A 15,611-nucleotide genomic window follows, 5' to 3' on the forward strand; every position below is an offset into this window, starting at 1 on the left:
ATCAGCTCCTTATTCTCTTTCCAAATGATTATAAAATAAATGGTCTATTCAATCGAAGAAACAAATGTGTATATTATACACTAACATTAATTATCCAGTCGACCAATTTAGCTTACATTATTCGCTATAAAACCGTAGAAATATAGACTTTTTAACATGAATTAACATCTGTCTCAAGATATTTACACATCAATAATTTCGCTCTTAATTTGCTTTTAAACAATGTATTAACCCCTATTTCAACAAGCCTTATTCAAAAAATAAATCAATCGATTGATTAAATGACAGAAATTGGACAGATTTATATCCTTTTAGGCGCTATTTTTGGTCAATCGTTACAAATTCAAAATCTATATTTTGAGCATGTTTCAATCCGGAAATTAATATAAACACACTAAAAAAATCCATGAGAAAAGTAACAACTCTCTTATTTAGCATAAGCATGGGAATGCTTTTAGCATCCTGCGGAAATAATGATGAAGCAAAAAAAGCAGCAGCTGCAGCGGCGGCTGGTCCTCAAGCCTATCCAGTTTTCACAGTTAAAACACAAACTACAGAATTAAATTCAGATTACCCAGCCACTATAGAAGGTATCCAAAACATTGATATTCGTCCGAAGGTTGATGGCTATATTGAAAAGATACTGGTTGATGAAGGTGCAGTGGTAAAAAAGGGTCAGTTACTTTTTACCATTATGGCCCCTCAATATGAGCAAGAAGTTAGAACCGCCAGAGCAGCCATCAGCAGTGCAGAGGCTGATGTAAATTCCGCTCAACTTCAGGTAAACAAAACAAAGCCACTGGTAGAGAAAGATATCATTAGTAAGTATGATTTAGATGCAGCACAACTTACCTTACAAAGTAGAAAAGCTGCTTTAGCCCAAGCGAAAGCCACATTGGCAAATGCTCAGGTAAATTTAGGTTATACTTCAATTACCAGTCCGGTTAACGGTGTGGTGGGTAGTATTCCCTTCAGACATGGAAGTTTGGTAAGCAGCTCCAGCACAGAACCTCTTACTACAATTGCCAATACATCTAAAGTTTATGCGTACTTCTCTTTAAATGAAAAGCAACTTCTGGATTTTTCAAAAACATATAAGGGCAACACATTGGCACAACAAATGGCAAACATTCCAGCCGTAAGTTTAGTATTGGCTGATGGTACTGTTTATGCTCAAAATGGTAAAATTGAATCGATTAACAGCCAGATTAATACCAATACAGGTTCAGCCAGTTTGAGAGCAACATTCCCTAATCCTACTTCTTTGTTAAAATCGGGAGGAAGTGCATCAGTCAGGATTCCAGAGAAAGTTGAAAATGCTATTTTGGTTCCTCAAAAATCGACCATTGATTTACAGGGTAAGAAATTCGTGTATGTTTTAGGCGATTCTTCCAAAATTATTAGCACTGAAATTGAGGTGATGGATTTAGCGAAAGATAAGTTCTATGTGGTAACTAAAGGTCTGAAGGCTGGTGATAAAATCGTATTAGAAGGTTTCCAGTCATTAAAAGATGGTGTTAAAATAAAACCTGAAGAAAAGAGTGCTGATTCAGTTTACGCAGAGATTAAATAATAATAACGTGAGCAGTGTAATTACACCAATCATCAGGTAATCAATATTAATTATGTTTAAGAAATTCATAGAAAGGCCGGTTTTATCAACGGTAATATCCATTATCATCGTTATTCTCGGTATTTTAGGTTTAGTTACTTTACCGATTTCCCAATATCCTGAAATTGCGCCACCTACCGTGCAGGTTTCAACTTCATACCAGGGTGCAAATGCCGATGTGGTCATGAATAGCGTAGTTGTTCCGCTGGAAGAACAAATAAATGGTGTGGAGGACATGACATACATGACTTCCACTGCCAGTAATGATGGAAGTGCAACCATTACCGTTAACTTTAAATTAGGAACCAATCCTGATTTAGCTGCAGTAAACGTTCAAAACAGGGTAGCCAGAGCAACCAGTCTGTTACCTGCAGAGGTAACAAAATCGGGTGTAATTACCGCAAAGAGACAAGCCAGTAACGTTTTGATCTTCAGTTTGTACAGTGATGATCCGTCTTATGACCAAAAGTTTTTACAGAATTATGCCAACATCAACATTATTCCGCAAATTAAGCGGATTAACGGGGTGGGTGATGCAAGTGCTTTCGGAACTTTAGATTATACCATGCGCCTTTGGTTAAAGCCTGATGTAATGGCAACCTATGGCCTGGTACCAAGCGATGTGAACACTGCTCTTGCCGACCAAAATGTGGAAGCAGCTCCAGGCCAGTTTGGAGAACAGGGCGATCAGGCATTTCAATATACCTTAAAATATACAGGTCGATTAAAAGACGAGGCAGAATTTGGCAACATCATTATCAAAACTGATGCAAACGGACAAATTTTACGTCTGAAAGATATTGCAAGGATTGAGTTAGGTGCTCAAAGTTATGCCAGTTCGGTAAGTTTTAACGGCAAACCAGCTTTAGGTATTGCCATTAACCAAACTGCTGGATCAAATGCAAGTGAGGTTATCTCAAACTCCATTAAAACATTAGATGAGGCACAAAAGTTGTTTCCAAAAGGTGTTCATTATTCTACATTAGTGAACGTGAACGATTTTCTTGATGCCTCTATTGAAAAAGTAATTCATACACTAATAGAAGCTTTTATTCTAGTATTCTTAGTGGTTTTCATCTTCTTACAGGATTTCCGTTCCACTTTAATTCCGGCGATTAGTGTTCCCGTAGCCATTATCGGTACTTTCTTTTTCCTAAGCTTGTTTGGTTTCACCATAAATTTATTAACCCTGTTTGCCCTGGTGCTTGCCATTGGTATTGTGGTGGATGATGCAATTGTGGTAGTAGAAGCCGTCCATGCGAAACTGGACGAAGGTTATACGGATGCGAAAAAGGCAACTATAGATGCCATGGATGACATTAGTGGTGCAATTATTTCCATTACCCTGGTTATGGCTGCAGTATTTATTCCGGTGAGTTTTATTCAAGGTTCATCAGGCGTATTCTACAAGCAATTCGGGTTAACACTTGCCATTTCCATTATTTTATCTGCTGTTAATGCCTTAACATTAAGTCCGGCATTATGTGCGTTATTTCTTAAACCGCATACTGATGATCATGGGAAAAAGAAAAACTTCTTAGACCGTTTTTATATCGCATTTAATACCTCATTTGATACCGTAACCAACAAATATAAAAAGTCAGTTAGTTTCTTATCTCATAAAAAATGGATAGTTGGACTGGGTGTTTTATTTTTCACAATTGTTTTGGTTTGGATGATGAATACCACGCCAAAAGGTTTCGTTCCGAATGAAGATTTAGGAACGGTTTTCTCAGACATTTCATTGCCTGCAGGAACATCACAGGAAGAAACTAATATTGTGATTTCACAAATTGACAGCATTGCACACACCATCCCAGAAATTAAAAATTCTTTGAGGGTTGTAGGTCGAAGTTTAATTAGTGGTTCTGGCAGTTCTTACGGAATGGTGATTGGAAGATTAATTCCTTGGGATGAACGAAAACGTGATGTTAAAGCCATTATTGGCGAGCTATTTGCCAAAACAGCTAATATTAAAGGTGCTAAAATTATTTTCTTTGCTCCTCCAACCATTCAGGGTTTTGGAACAAGTGGTGGTTTCGAATTTCAGTTACAGGATAAAACTGGTGGAGATATTAAAAGATTCAATGAGATTGGAAATGGATTCTTGGCTGCGCTAAGTAAAAGACCAGAAATTCAATATGCCTCAACCTCCTTTAACCCAAATTTCCCACAGTATCAAATTGATGTGAATGTGGCGAAGGTAAAACAGGCTGGCTTAACTGTTGCTGATGTTTTAGGCGTAATGCAAGGTTATTATGGTGGCGTATATGCTTCCAACTTCAATAAGTTTGGTAAGCAATTCAGGGTAATGTATCAGGCAGATGCACAATACCGTTCAAATGAGCAAACACTGACCAGAATTTTCGTTAGAAATGGTAGCGGACAAATGGCACCTGTATCTGAATTTATTACCTTAACGAAGGTATACGGTCCACAAGCCATCTCTCGTTTCAACTTGTTTACTTCGATTTCAGTAACCGGTAATCCGAATCCTGGCTTTAGTTCTGGTGATGCCTTAAAAGCTGTACAAGAAGTTGCCGCACAAACATTACCAGCCGGTTATGGTTACGAATTCTCAGGTTTATCAAGGGAAGAAATCAGTGGAGGAAGTCAAACTGTGTTTATCTTCTTACTTTGTATCATCTTTGTTTATTTCTTATTGGCAGCACAATACGAAAGTTATATTTTGCCTTTGGCTGTATTAATTTCATTGCCAATTGGTTTAGCTGGTGTATTTGTTTTTGATAAGATATTTGGTGTAGATAATAACATTTATACACAAATCACGCTGATTATGCTCGTCGGTTTACTGGCGAAAAATGCCATCCTGATTGTAGAGTATGCCGTTGAACGACGAAAAAGAGGCATGAGTATTATTAATGCTGCCATTGATGGCGCTACAGCTCGTTTACGCCCAATTTTAATGACATCTTTTGCTTTCATCCTCGGTTTATTGCCATTAATGTTGTCATCAGGTGTTGGTGCTTCCGGTAATAAATCTATTGGTACTGGTGCCGTAGGCGGAATGTTAATTGGAACAATATTCGGTTTATTTGTAATCCCAGCACTATTTATCGTTTTTCAAAGTTTGCAGGAAAGGATAAGTAATAAATCACCTTTTAATGAAGGAATTGAGAAAGAACAGACGCCAGAAGAATATCAGTTGGCTACCAGTAAAAGCAAACACTAATTGTTAAGAATATATGAAACTCAGATATAAGTATTCCATTTTAATCGGCTTTACCATATTGACCTTAAGCGCTTGTGTAACTAAAAAATACGAACGTCCTCAGGTTAAAAATGATGGATTGTACCGAGATATTAATACCACCGATACCACAAACATGGCAGATTTGCCATGGAAAGCATTATTTTCAGATACCACCCTTCAATCTTTAATTCAAAAGGGAATTAATGAAAATTTAGATTTGAAACAGGCCATTGAGCGGATCAAAATTTCAGAGGCTACATTGAGACAAAGCCGGGCAGCATTTTTGCCGAGTTTACAGGCAGATGTTTCTGTTACTGATGCCAAACAGGCACAAGCAGCTTTAAATTTTCCTTCTGGCATCAATATTAATTTAGAAACGCAAACCTATAAGGCACAATTAAGTACGTCTTGGGAAGCCGATATCTGGGGCAAATTGAGTAGCGCAAAAAAAGCAGCATACGCCACTTTATTGCAAAGTGATGCGACAAGACGAGCAGTTCAAACTCAATTAATCGCAACCATTGCCAATAGCTATTATACTTTACTTGCCCTAGATAAACAATTGGCCATTACTGAACAAACTATTAAAATCAGAATGCAGGACGTTGAAACCATGAAAGCACTAAAAGAAGGTGCTGTTGTGAATGGTGCTGCAGTGGTACAAAGTGAAGCTAATTTATATGCAGCACAAGTAACCTTACCAGATTTAAAAAGAAGTATTAAGGAAGCTGAAAATGCATTGAATATTGCGTTAGCACAGGCTCCTGGAACAGTTAACAGAACAACATTAGATCAACAAGTTGCCTATACAGACTTAAAGACAGGGGTTTCTGCTCAGTTATTGCAAAACCGCCCGGATGTTATTGCAGCTGAATTTGGTTTCCGCTCTGCTTTTGAGAACACCAATGTTGCTAAAACATACTTCTATCCTGCCCTAACCTTAACAGCTGCAGGTGGCTTAACCAGTTTACAGTTGAGCAACTTTTTCGACAATTCAATTTTCTACAATTTAGTTGGTGGATTAACTCAACCTATCTTCGCTAAAGGTGCAAATAAAGCACGTTTAACCACAGCTCAGGCCAATCAACAAATTGCATTTTACACTTTCCAGCAAGCACTTTTAACTGGCGGACAAGAGGTTTCAAATGCATTGTATGCTTATCAAACTGCTGAAGAAAAGGAAACAACCAGAGCAAAGCAAATTGCATCATTAACCAAAGCGGTAGACTTCACCAAAGAATTACTCCGCTACAGTTCGGCAACCAATTATACGGATGTATTAACCTCTGAACAGAGTTTATTAACGGCTCAACTGAATGGTATTAATGACAGGTTGCAAAAATTACAATCCGTTGTAGATTTATATCGTGCCCTGGGTGGCGGATGGAAATAATATAATTTTTGTTATCATAGAAAAGCATCTTGAAAAAAATCAAGATGCTTTTTTTATTTACAATAAACTTCTATTTGTACATTCCCTTGCTGTCAATAAACGCAATCACCTTCTCTGGAAGAAAAAATTGAATGTTTTGATTCTTTTTAATTGATTTACGGATAAACGTTGAGGAGATTTCCATTAAAGGTGTGTTGGTAAATGTAATCGCCGGATGATTAACCCACTCACTCACATCAGCCCCCGGACGAGGATAAACATAAATCTGATAATTTTTCAACAATACTTCGTAATTCTTCCACTTCTTAAAGGAAACAAGATTATCGGCCCCCATAATTAATACAAATTCCTTTGCAGGAAATCGCTCCTGTAAATAAGTCAAGGTATCAATAGTGTATGATGGTTTTGGCAATGAGAATTCAATATCACTCACGCGAATATTTTCAGTGTTTTCTGTAGCCAGGTTTGCCATCTCTAACCGATCATACATATTTGCAAGGCCACTTTTATCTTTTAATGGATTATGAGGTGAAACCACTAACCAAACTTCATCCAGTTCAGTATAGTTTGCCATATAATTGGCGATAATGAGATGCCCAGTGTGGATGGGATTATATGAACCGAAGAAGAGGCCTGTTTTCAGTTTACGGTTTTCAGTATTATTAATCGTCATTGCGAGGCTGGATTGGGGGAGCCGAAGCAATCTATTTTCCTAGATTGCTTCACCCTATGCTCTTTTCCCGTCGCTACGTGTCGCAATGACGGATTTATTTAATTAAATCAAATTAGGATAGTTATTTCTTCAAGAAATCTCTCACCAACTGCTCTGCTTCTGCACAGGCTGTAGCCAAATCATAATTTTTTAAGATCACATCAAACTTATCTGCGTAAAGCAATTCCTTTTCAGCCTTGATAAAACGTTCCTGAAGTTTTTCCTGGCTATCCGTTCCCCGACCACTTAAACGCTCTTTCAAAACCTCTAAAGATGGTGGCTGAACAAAAATAGCTAAAGCATCTTCTTCATATTTTCTTTTTAAACGAATTCCACCCTCTACATCAATATCAAAAATAACGTGCTGGTTGTTTTCCCAGATGCGTTCAATTTCCGAACGCAAGGTGCCGTAAAAAGTTCCATTATAAACTTCTTCAAACTCTACAAATTCCTGATGGGCTACTTTATGTAAAAACTCTTCCTTTGTAATGAAATAATAATCATTTTCATGGGTTTCATCACCTCTTAGTTCTCTTGTTGTAGCTGAAATTGAAAAGCTCAATTCCGGAAACTTTTTTAAGAGATGATGTACAATTGTAGTTTTACCAGCTCCTGATGGTGCCGAAAATATGATTAATTTCCCTTGTTTCATTTTTTTAAGATTAAAGACCAAAGCCGAAAGCTCAAAGCTTTAATCTTTGAGCTTTAAGCTTTAAACTTTCTATAATACGTTCAGTAATTGTTCTTTAATTTTTTCTAATTCTTCTTTCATTCCCACCACAAATTGTTGCATTTGAGCATCATTTGCTTTTGCACCCATGGTATTGATTTCTCGTCCAATCTCCTGAGAGATAAAACCTAATTTTTTACCATTAGCCTCTTTACTCGTTAAGGTTTGAAGAAAATAATCACAATGACTTTTTAATCTGGTTTTTTCTTCAGTGATATCAATTTTATCGATATAATAAATCAACTCCTGCTCAAACCGGTTTTGATCGATATTTACCTTCCCGACAGCATCATCGAGAAACTGTGCAAATTTATCGCGAATGGCGGTAATTCTTTTAGGCTCTAATTCTTCAACAGATTTGAAGTAACCTAAAATATTTTTAATTCTGAGTTCAAGATCTGCCTTTAAAACAGAACCTTCATCTTCTCTAAATTTATTGAAATTGGTTAAGGCAGTGGTAAATATTTGATATAAATGATTCCATTCATCTTCACTTACGCTTTCCTCTTTATAGCTAATCACTTCAGGAAAAGTTAAAGCAGTCTGTAATAAATTACTACTTCCGGCATTTAATTCCTCATTAAGGGCTAGGAGTTGATTGTAGTAATGGCTAAGTAAAGCAGTATTAATAGTTGCGCCAGTTACTTCTCCACCTGCACGTTCTACATTAATGCTCAAACTTACTTTTCCACGCTCAATATCTTTACTGCATACATTGCGTAAAATCAATTCCTTATCTGAAAAAGCTTTTGGATATTTTAAATTGAGTTCAAGAAACTTACTGTTGAGCGATTTAATTTCGACACTATACTTTGCATTTGCATAATCGGCTGTGGCTAAGCCGTATCCTGTCATGGATTTTATCATGCGCAAAGGTAGGTATTAATAAGATATAACACAAAATATCTATGAATGATAAGTTAGCATTAGATTTTGATCCTTATCAATTATTCTGTCATATTTATAAACTATGCTATAAAATAAACCACATCAAATTATAGTATTTCAAATATATTCTTGTGTTTTAAAAATACTACATATATTGCGGTATAAATATCTAAATATGAAAAAAAATCTAATTATTTGCGTAATTGTAATAACTTTAATTACCTCATTTACAGACTCTAAAGCAGGATCTTTTATTGAAAACGCATATAGGGAATTCAAGAAAAAGGAAAATGCATCTTGGAATTTTACTAAGTTGAACTTTCCTGGAAGAGTAATGAATTTAACAGAAGGTAATTTCTACGAACGAATATATTTCACGGGGGCAATTTATTGGTTTGTTGGAGGGAAATTTCACCATGTTGTATCAACAGATACCTATTGGGGACTATTTAGCCATCCAGAACAATATTATTCTAGAATTTATACACAAAATGAGTTTGATGTTATGGATAATCTAACTGGAGGAAAACTTGGCCCAGATAATGGAATTATCTCATACAACGGTGCGTTATATTTTAGAATGGGGAATAAGATATTTTACATTCATAGCCAAGCTGAATTCGATGGATATCATTTAAGCTATGCTGTAATTCAAGAAGTTTCAAGCATTTCGAACTATATAAACGTTCAAAATGGTTTTGGGGTAAATATGATTTGGCCTGTAAATTAGAAATGCAAATTTTATAAAATGCCCTTATAAAAGTTAATCACTTTATAAGGGCATTATGTTATTCAAAAAGTCGATTATTCCTAATAATTCTATAGGAGTTATATCATCTACCAATCCCAAAACCTTAATAACTATCCAAATTTATTTTAATTGACCATTATAAAAATGGATTCAAAGGAGAGTACTTATTTATTTTTCTATCGAGAAAAATCAAAACTGGATGAACATCAGCTAGATCTTTTTCAGCTTGGCTACAAATGGTCACAGCTTTCTCTTCTGTCTGCACCTATAAATCTACCCAATACAGAGATTTATTCATTCTTTTTCTTTCTTAATGAATTAAACCTAAGAATGTAGATTAACAATAGTATCGAATTTAGAAACAAATTGTGATGATCTATTTAAATATAAGCGAACGAAGTATCATTTTTTGCGTTTGTAGAAAAGTAAAAAGACTAAAGCTTCGTGTCTAGAATTTTCAAAATAGCTGTATTTATCAGAGTAAAGGAGGAATGATACGCATGAGTACAAAAAATACAATTACCAAATATATTAAGTAAAATCTACCAAGTAGTTTTCTTATTATTATTAACATTCATTAACAATTAAGAAGGTTAACAAATATTAATTTTATAGAAAAAATAATGCCTGTTGAGTATAGCATAATGTGCACTATAGGCGTTACTTAATATGAAACGATATTATCAATTAGCATTGGAAACGATATGCATGATTAGCTATCTTTTCCACGTAAATTTATAACTAAATACAAACAACAAAATTTATCTGCTGTTAGACTAGAATACTGAAAGAAAACATACTTTTACGGCAAAACATATCGGATTCAGGTATTTTATGATCCTATTGAAGCCTCAACAAACTTTCTGAATTGGAAAAATGCTTACGATAAATTTGAACTGTAAATAAACATACCTAATGAAGATTTTTAAACTGTCATTGCTACTTCTTTTGCTTATGCTCACTGGTAATATGCTAAAGGCGCAAGACCTGATTATCAAAGGTGTTGTTTTTGAGAAGGGAACAAATATCAGGGTTGCATTGGCGGAGATCACCAATCAAAGAACCCAACTTGGCGTGGGCAGTAATGATTTAGGCTTTTTTCAAATTCAGGCTCGTGTAGGTGATACGCTTCTAATTACCAAGAGAAGTTTAAATGATCAGCAAATTGTTGTTCGTGGTACACAAGATATTTTGATTTATCTGGTAAGGGGCAGTACCACGCTGGATGAAGTAACCATTGTTGGAAGCACTAAAAAGCAAGACCTCGAAGATTTAAAAAGAGATTTCAGAAATAAAGGTGTTTATAATGGGGGTAAATCTTCAGTTCTGTCTTCAGTTTTTCATCCTTTAAATGGCCTGTATAATCTAATTGGTAAGGACCCAAAGAACGCACGCAGATTTAATCGTTATGCTGATAATGAATTAAAACAAACGCAAATCGATCAGTATTTTAATGGCACTATTATTCAGAACAATACTGATTTAAGGGGAAAAGATCTGGAAACGTTTATGCTTAATTATCGCCCTGATTTTGAAAAAGCGCAACACTGGAACGTTTATGACTATATCAAATACATTAAGGAATCTGCAAAGAAATTTGAAGAAAATCCGGTAAAAACGAATGATTTAAAGCCTTAATTAGATAGATAAAGCTTCGCAGGCTTTCTCTGCCGCTAGCTTTTCAGCATTTTTCTTATTGTAATCCCTACCCGTACCAAATTTTTCACCCTCCACTAAAGCGCTGATGGTAAAAAGCTTTGCACTTTCACCTTCACCATTTTGAACCAATTCAAACATCACATCTTTACCATGGCGTTGGCACCACTCAATCAATTTACTTTTAAAATTGGTTTCGGTAAGTTCTAAGGTATGAATGTCGATGTGCGGCTTAACAATCCTGCGCAATAAGAATTCTTTGGTGAAATTATAGCCTTTATCCATATAGATTGCACCAATAATAGCTTCAAAAGCATCGCCCAACATAGAATTATGTTTGGTTTGAATGCTTACAGATCTTTGATCAAATTCAATCATCTTATCAAAGCCTATCTTTTTTGCAAGTTGGTTCAGGTTTGCCCTATTTACAATCTTCGATCGCATCTCGGTTAAAAAACCTTCTTCTTTATAAGGATAATGTTTAAAAAGTAATTCGGCAATTACTGATCCAAGTACGGCATCGCCAAGAAATTCAAGACGTTCATTGCTGCTTCTACTGCCATTTTTTAAAACTTTTGCTACAGAACGATGCCTGAACGCCATTTTATAAAGGGTGACATTTCCTGGTACAAAGCCTAAGATATTTCGTAGCTTTTTAACAAACTCCTTTTCAGGAGAGAGATAAAGTTTATATAATTTTAATATCGGCATTAAATAAATAACACAATTAACGGCTAATGAGCATATTTAACTAAGTTATCTATTTTTACTTAGCATACAAAATTATATAACAAGGCTATTTTAATTAATCTTCGTATTTTTTGAAGATAACTGAAGCATTGTGACCACCGAAACCAAAAGTATTACTTAGCGCTGCCCTAACTTCACGTTTCTGAGCTTTGTTGAAAGTAAAATTTAATTTCGGATCAAAAGCAGGATCATCTGTAAAGTGATTAATTGTTGGAGGAACAATATCATTTTTAACAGCTAGAATTGCGGCAATAGCTTCAACAGCACCAGCGGCCCCTAAAAGGTGACCTGTCATTGATTTGGTAGAACTGATGTTTAATCGGTAAGCATCTTCACCAAATAATGTACCTATGGCTTTGGTTTCACTAATATCACCGAGTGGTGTAGAAGTACCATGCACATTGATATAGTCTATATCAGCAGTTGTCATTCCTGCATCTTTAAGGGCGTTAGTCATCACCATTCTGGCACCTAAACCTTCAGGATGTGGTGCGGTGATGTGATTAGCATCAGCACTCATTCCTCCACCTACCAGTTCTGCATAAATTTTTGCACCTCTGGCTTTGGCGTGTTCAAGTTCTTCCAGGATAATGGTTCCTGCACCTTCTCCTGCTACAAAACCATCACGATCTTTATCAAAAGGACGGGAAGCCGTAGCTGGATCATCATTACGTGTAGATAATGCATGCATGGCATTAAAACCACCCATTCCTGCTTCATTAATAATGGCTTCAGAACCACCACTGATAATGACATCAGCCATACCCAAGCGGATATAGTTAAATGCATCAATCATAGCATTGGTTGACGAAGCACAGGCAGAAACAGTTGCAAAATTTGGCCCACGTAAGCCATATTTGATTGAGATATGCCCTGGAGCAATATCTATAATCATTTTAGGAATAAAAAATGGATTATATCTTGGTGTACCATCTCCTTTTGCAAAATTAGAGATTTCATCCAGGAATGTTTTTAACCCACCTATGCCAGCACCCCAGATTACGCCGATTCGGTTGGTATCTAATTTTTCAAAATCAAAACCACCGTCCTTCACAGCCTCATCTGTAGCTACTAAAGCATATTGTACAAATGGATCAAGCTTACGAGCTTCCTTTTTCTCCAAAAAATCTTCCGGATTAAAGTTTTTTACCTCGCATGCAAATTTAGTTTTAAACTTTTCAGTATCAAAACCTTTAATAGGAGCAGCGCCACTCACCCCATTAGTCAATCCTTCCCAAAACTCGGGAACATTATTGCCTATAGGAGTGAGCGCACCCAACCCTGTTACTACTACTCTTTTTAATTCCATTTATACTGAAAAAGCGTAATTCTATTTAACGTTTTTTTCCAAATAAGCGATTGCTTGACCAACTGTACCGATGGTTTCAGCCTGATCATCAGGAATAGCTACATTAAATTCTTTTTCAAATTCCATAATCAATTCTACGGTATCTAAAGAATCTGCACCCAAATCGTTGGTGAATGAAGCCTCTGGCGTAACTTCGCTTTCGTCAACACCTAGTTTTTCTACGATAATAGCCTTAACTCTTGAAGCAATATCAGACATAATTTTATAATTTAATGGTTAAATAATTCTGTGCAAAGAAAAATAAATTCTTACAATTTTCAAATGTTTTTATTTCACTACCTTAATTTGGCTCTGAAATAACAAGCGAATATAGAATTAGTTTTTTAATTTCGTTCTGTAAATAATTTATTTCGATTTGAACAGAACTTACCTGAAATTAACCTTAGACCTTGATTTTATACTCATTGCGATCACAGCACCACTGAAAGACTACGTGTTATGCCACAAAATTAATACGCGATTGAACACGCAATTCGAAAAAATAGAAGACCATGAAATATTTTTTAACATCGATCAACCTGCCTGGGCCTTCTCTAAATATTATTTTTTTGTAGAACAAGGCGAAATAGAATACTATTTGATTAGCAATAGAAGTAGCGACGGACTACTTGTTCCAGAGATGGGAAATGTGGATTTTTTCATCATTATAAAAGAATTTATTGACCAGGAAGATTTGAATTATTTAATTAACGGACTTAACAAACTACCTGATATACAGGTAGCTGCAAAAATTGACCCGACTAAATTGAAGAGTAAGGAGAATTTGGTAATATAAAAATTATATACTTGGTGTATTAAATACACTATATTTGAGGGTTATAAACGACGAAACAAAGAACAAAATATATAAAACTTAATGCAGTTTAATTATTTTTATACAATAATTAGCGCTACAATTAACTGCATTGTTAAAATCAATTAATTAAATGAAACCTTTTCATTCGAGAACCAAAATTGTTGCCACGCTTGGGCCCGCATCAGCAAAACCAGAAGTATTATATAGTATGTTTAACGCTGGCTTAGATGTTTGCCGCTTAAACTTTTCACATGGATCTCAGGCAGATCACCAAGCCGTTTTAGATACAATTAAAGATCTGAACAAAAAATACGATTATAATGTGGGTATCCTTGCCGATTTACAAGGCCCAAAAATCCGTATTGGTTTAGTAAAAGAAGGCGGTATCAACCTGATTAATGGCAAAACTACTGTAATTACCACTAACGAATGTATTGGTAATGAGGAACGCATTTACATTACTTATCAAAGTTTTCCTCAGGATGTACAGGCTGGCGAGATTATCCTTTTGGATGATGGCAAGCTGCAAATGAAAGTAATTTCTACCAATTTAAAAGATGAAGTTGTTTGCGAAATTGTTCATGGAGGTATCTTAACATCAAGAAAAGGCGTAAACCTTCCTAATACAAAAGTTTCTATCCCATCCTTAACTCCAGAAGATCGGGAGAATTTAGAATTCGTTCTTGAAAATGATGTGGAATGGATTGGTTTATCATTTGTTCGTAAAGCAGATGATATTATCGAGCTTAAAAAAATCATTGCAGAACGTGGTAAAACGGCTCGTGTAATTGCTAAAATTGAGAAACCAGAAGCAATTGCCAATATCGATGAGATTATTGCAGTTTCTGATGGTATTATGGTTGCACGTGGTGATTTGGGTGTTGAATGTCCGATGGAAGAAGTTCCATTGTTACAGAAAATGATTGTGGCTAAATGTAGAGCAGCTTCTAAACCTGTAATTGTGGCAACTCAAATGTTGGAAAGCATGATTACAACTCCCCGCCCTACTCGTGCGGAAGTGAATGATGTGGCTAACTCGGTTTTAGATGGTGCAGATGCGGTAATGTTAAGTGGTGAAACTTCTGTTGGAGAATTTCCTTTAATCGTAATCGAAACGATGCAGAAAATCATTCAAAACATCGAGCAAAACAATTATCCTTTTAATCCGGATAAATTCCTAAAACCAAAGTCACCATCATTCTTAAGTGATGCAATTTGTGATTCGGCTTGTTTCTTAGCTAAACAAACCAATGCTGTTGGTATTGTTTCAATGACTTTAAGCGGTTATACAGCCTTTGAAATTTCAAGCCATAGACCAGAAGCTTTAACCTTTATCTTTACCAGCAACAGATCTTTATTAAACGCAGTTAGTTTACTTTGGGGCGTTAGAGGTTTCTACTATGATAAATGGGAGAGCACAGATAATACCATCATTGAGGTTAACGAGTTCTTAAAAAGCAAGAAACTGGTTAAACAAGGTGATATTATTATTAATACTGCCGCAATTCCAATCGATGCGAAAGGCAAAACAAACATGTTAAAAATCACAGTGATTGATTAATCATAAAATATTTAATACTAAACGCCTTGTACTGCAAGGCGTTTTTTTTCTTTATTTTTTATTCTTTAAGGAAACCTGTCAGCGATATTCTTTAATTTTTAGAAGACTGAAATATTAGTTATTTGATTCTTTAAATTATTAATGTAAATCTCAATAAAAACTATATTTTTGCACTCCAC

Annotated in this window: 13 protein-coding genes; 7 read left to right on the forward strand and 6 right to left on the reverse strand. The window is 35.5% G+C overall.

Annotated elements, in window-relative coordinates; translation table 11 throughout:
- Positions 1-406: 406 nt before the first annotated feature.
- The 3 genes from EV200_RS07245 to EV200_RS07255 are packed head-to-tail and all read left to right on the forward strand — an operon-like array spanning position 407 to position 6,219.
- Positions 407-1,573 (forward strand): efflux RND transporter periplasmic adaptor subunit, encoded by a 1,167-nt coding sequence (locus EV200_RS07245; RefSeq protein ID WP_132530580.1) that lies wholly within the window; start codon positions 407-409, stop codon positions 1,571-1,573.
- Between the two features lie 52 nt (positions 1,574-1,625).
- A complete protein-coding gene (locus EV200_RS07250) occupies positions 1,626-4,805 on the forward strand; it encodes an efflux RND transporter permease subunit (protein ID WP_132530582.1) in 3,180 nt (1,059 codons plus the stop codon).
- Positions 4,806-4,818: 13 nt separating this feature from the next.
- A complete protein-coding gene (locus EV200_RS07255; RefSeq protein ID WP_132530584.1) occupies positions 4,819-6,219 on the forward strand; it encodes an efflux transporter outer membrane subunit in 1,401 nt (466 codons plus the stop codon).
- Positions 6,220-6,289: 70 nt separating this feature from the next.
- Here the strand turns inward: EV200_RS07255 and nadD are convergent, their stop codons facing one another.
- The 3 genes from nadD to EV200_RS07270 all read right to left on the reverse strand — a co-directional run bounded on the left by nadD (position 6,290) and on the right by EV200_RS07270 (position 8,516).
- Positions 6,290-6,892: a nicotinate (nicotinamide) nucleotide adenylyltransferase gene (gene nadD / locus EV200_RS07260; protein WP_132530586.1), complete on the reverse strand. Its 603-nt coding sequence runs from the start codon at positions 6,890-6,892 to the stop codon at positions 6,290-6,292.
- A gap of 121 nt (positions 6,893-7,013) precedes the next feature.
- A complete protein-coding gene (gene gmk, locus EV200_RS07265; RefSeq protein ID WP_132530588.1) occupies positions 7,014-7,583 on the reverse strand; it encodes a guanylate kinase in 570 nt (189 codons plus the stop codon).
- Positions 7,584-7,652: 69 nt separating this feature from the next.
- Complete coding sequence (locus EV200_RS07270; RefSeq protein ID WP_132530590.1) at positions 7,653-8,516, reverse strand: YicC/YloC family endoribonuclease; 864 nt, start codon at positions 8,514-8,516, stop codon at positions 7,653-7,655.
- Positions 8,517-8,724: 208 nt separating this feature from the next.
- Here EV200_RS07270 and EV200_RS07275 point away from each other — a divergent pair, with 208 nt between their 5' ends.
- Together EV200_RS07275 and EV200_RS07280 are read left to right on the forward strand one after the other, a co-directional pair.
- Positions 8,725-9,279: a hypothetical protein gene (locus tag EV200_RS07275; protein WP_132530592.1), complete on the forward strand. Its 555-nt coding sequence runs from the start codon at positions 8,725-8,727 to the stop codon at positions 9,277-9,279.
- A 936-nt stretch (positions 9,280-10,215) separates the two neighbouring features.
- The gene (locus EV200_RS07280; protein ID WP_132530594.1) at positions 10,216-10,938 is read left to right on the forward strand and encodes a hypothetical protein; all 723 of its coding nucleotides are present in this window, start codon (positions 10,216-10,218) and stop codon (positions 10,936-10,938) included.
- Here the strand turns inward: EV200_RS07280 and rnc are convergent, their stop codons facing one another.
- The 3 genes from rnc to EV200_RS07295 all read right to left on the reverse strand — a co-directional run bounded on the left by rnc (position 10,939) and on the right by EV200_RS07295 (position 13,273).
- Complete coding sequence (rnc, locus tag EV200_RS07285) at positions 10,939-11,667, reverse strand: ribonuclease III (RefSeq protein WP_132530596.1); 729 nt, start codon at positions 11,665-11,667, stop codon at positions 10,939-10,941. It lies immediately after the preceding gene.
- A gap of 94 nt (positions 11,668-11,761) precedes the next feature.
- Positions 11,762-13,015, reverse strand: coding sequence for a beta-ketoacyl-ACP synthase II (fabF, locus tag EV200_RS07290; RefSeq protein WP_029287176.1), 1,254 nt, complete (start codon positions 13,013-13,015; stop codon positions 11,762-11,764).
- A gap of 21 nt (positions 13,016-13,036) precedes the next feature.
- Positions 13,037-13,273, reverse strand: a complete 237-nt coding sequence (locus EV200_RS07295) for an acyl carrier protein (protein WP_008508386.1) — start codon at positions 13,271-13,273, stop codon at positions 13,037-13,039.
- Between the two features lie 157 nt (positions 13,274-13,430).
- On the opposite strand from EV200_RS07295, the gene EV200_RS07300 reads away from it, so the two are divergent.
- Together EV200_RS07300 and pyk are read left to right on the forward strand one after the other, a co-directional pair.
- On the forward strand, positions 13,431-13,850 hold the full coding sequence (locus tag EV200_RS07300; protein ID WP_132530598.1) for an IPExxxVDY family protein: 420 nt from the start codon (positions 13,431-13,433) through the stop codon (positions 13,848-13,850).
- Between the two features lie 151 nt (positions 13,851-14,001).
- Entirely contained in the window at positions 14,002-15,432 is a 1,431-nt protein-coding gene (gene pyk / locus EV200_RS07305; protein ID WP_132530600.1) for a pyruvate kinase, read from the forward strand.
- Positions 15,433-15,611: the final 179 nt, after the last annotated feature.

It is taken from the genome of Pedobacter psychrotolerans (assembly GCF_004340665.1).
Lineage (GTDB): Bacteria > Bacteroidota > Bacteroidia > Sphingobacteriales > Sphingobacteriaceae > Pedobacter > Pedobacter psychrotolerans.

Bases quoted from the DNA above. Each gene is read 5' to 3' on its own strand.
- EV200_RS07245 (WP_132530580.1), top strand. From the start codon at position 407: ATGAGAAAAGTAACAACTCTCTTATTTAGCATAAGCATGGGAATGCTT.
- EV200_RS07250 (WP_132530582.1), top strand. From the start codon at position 1,626: ATGTTTAAGAAATTCATAGAAAGGCCGGTTTTATCAACGGTAATATCC.
- EV200_RS07255 (WP_132530584.1), top strand. From the start codon at position 4,819: ATGAAACTCAGATATAAGTATTCCATTTTAATCGGCTTTACCATATTG.
- nadD (WP_132530586.1), bottom strand. From the start codon at position 6,892: ATGACGATTAATAATACTGAAAACCGTAAACTGAAAACAGGCCTCTTC.
- gmk (WP_132530588.1), bottom strand. From the start codon at position 7,583: ATGAAACAAGGGAAATTAATCATATTTTCGGCACCATCAGGAGCTGGT.
- EV200_RS07270 (WP_132530590.1), bottom strand. From the start codon at position 8,516: ATGACAGGATACGGCTTAGCCACAGCCGATTATGCAAATGCAAAGTAT.
- EV200_RS07275 (WP_132530592.1), top strand. From the start codon at position 8,725: ATGAAAAAAAATCTAATTATTTGCGTAATTGTAATAACTTTAATTACC.
- EV200_RS07280 (WP_132530594.1), top strand. From the start codon at position 10,216: ATGAAGATTTTTAAACTGTCATTGCTACTTCTTTTGCTTATGCTCACT.
- rnc (WP_132530596.1), bottom strand. From the start codon at position 11,667: ATGCCGATATTAAAATTATATAAACTTTATCTCTCTCCTGAAAAGGAG.
- fabF (WP_029287176.1), bottom strand. From the start codon at position 13,015: ATGGAATTAAAAAGAGTAGTAGTAACAGGGTTGGGTGCGCTCACTCCT.
- EV200_RS07295 (WP_008508386.1), bottom strand. From the start codon at position 13,273: ATGTCTGATATTGCTTCAAGAGTTAAGGCTATTATCGTAGAAAAACTA.
- pyk (WP_132530600.1), top strand. From the start codon at position 14,002: ATGAAACCTTTTCATTCGAGAACCAAAATTGTTGCCACGCTTGGGCCC.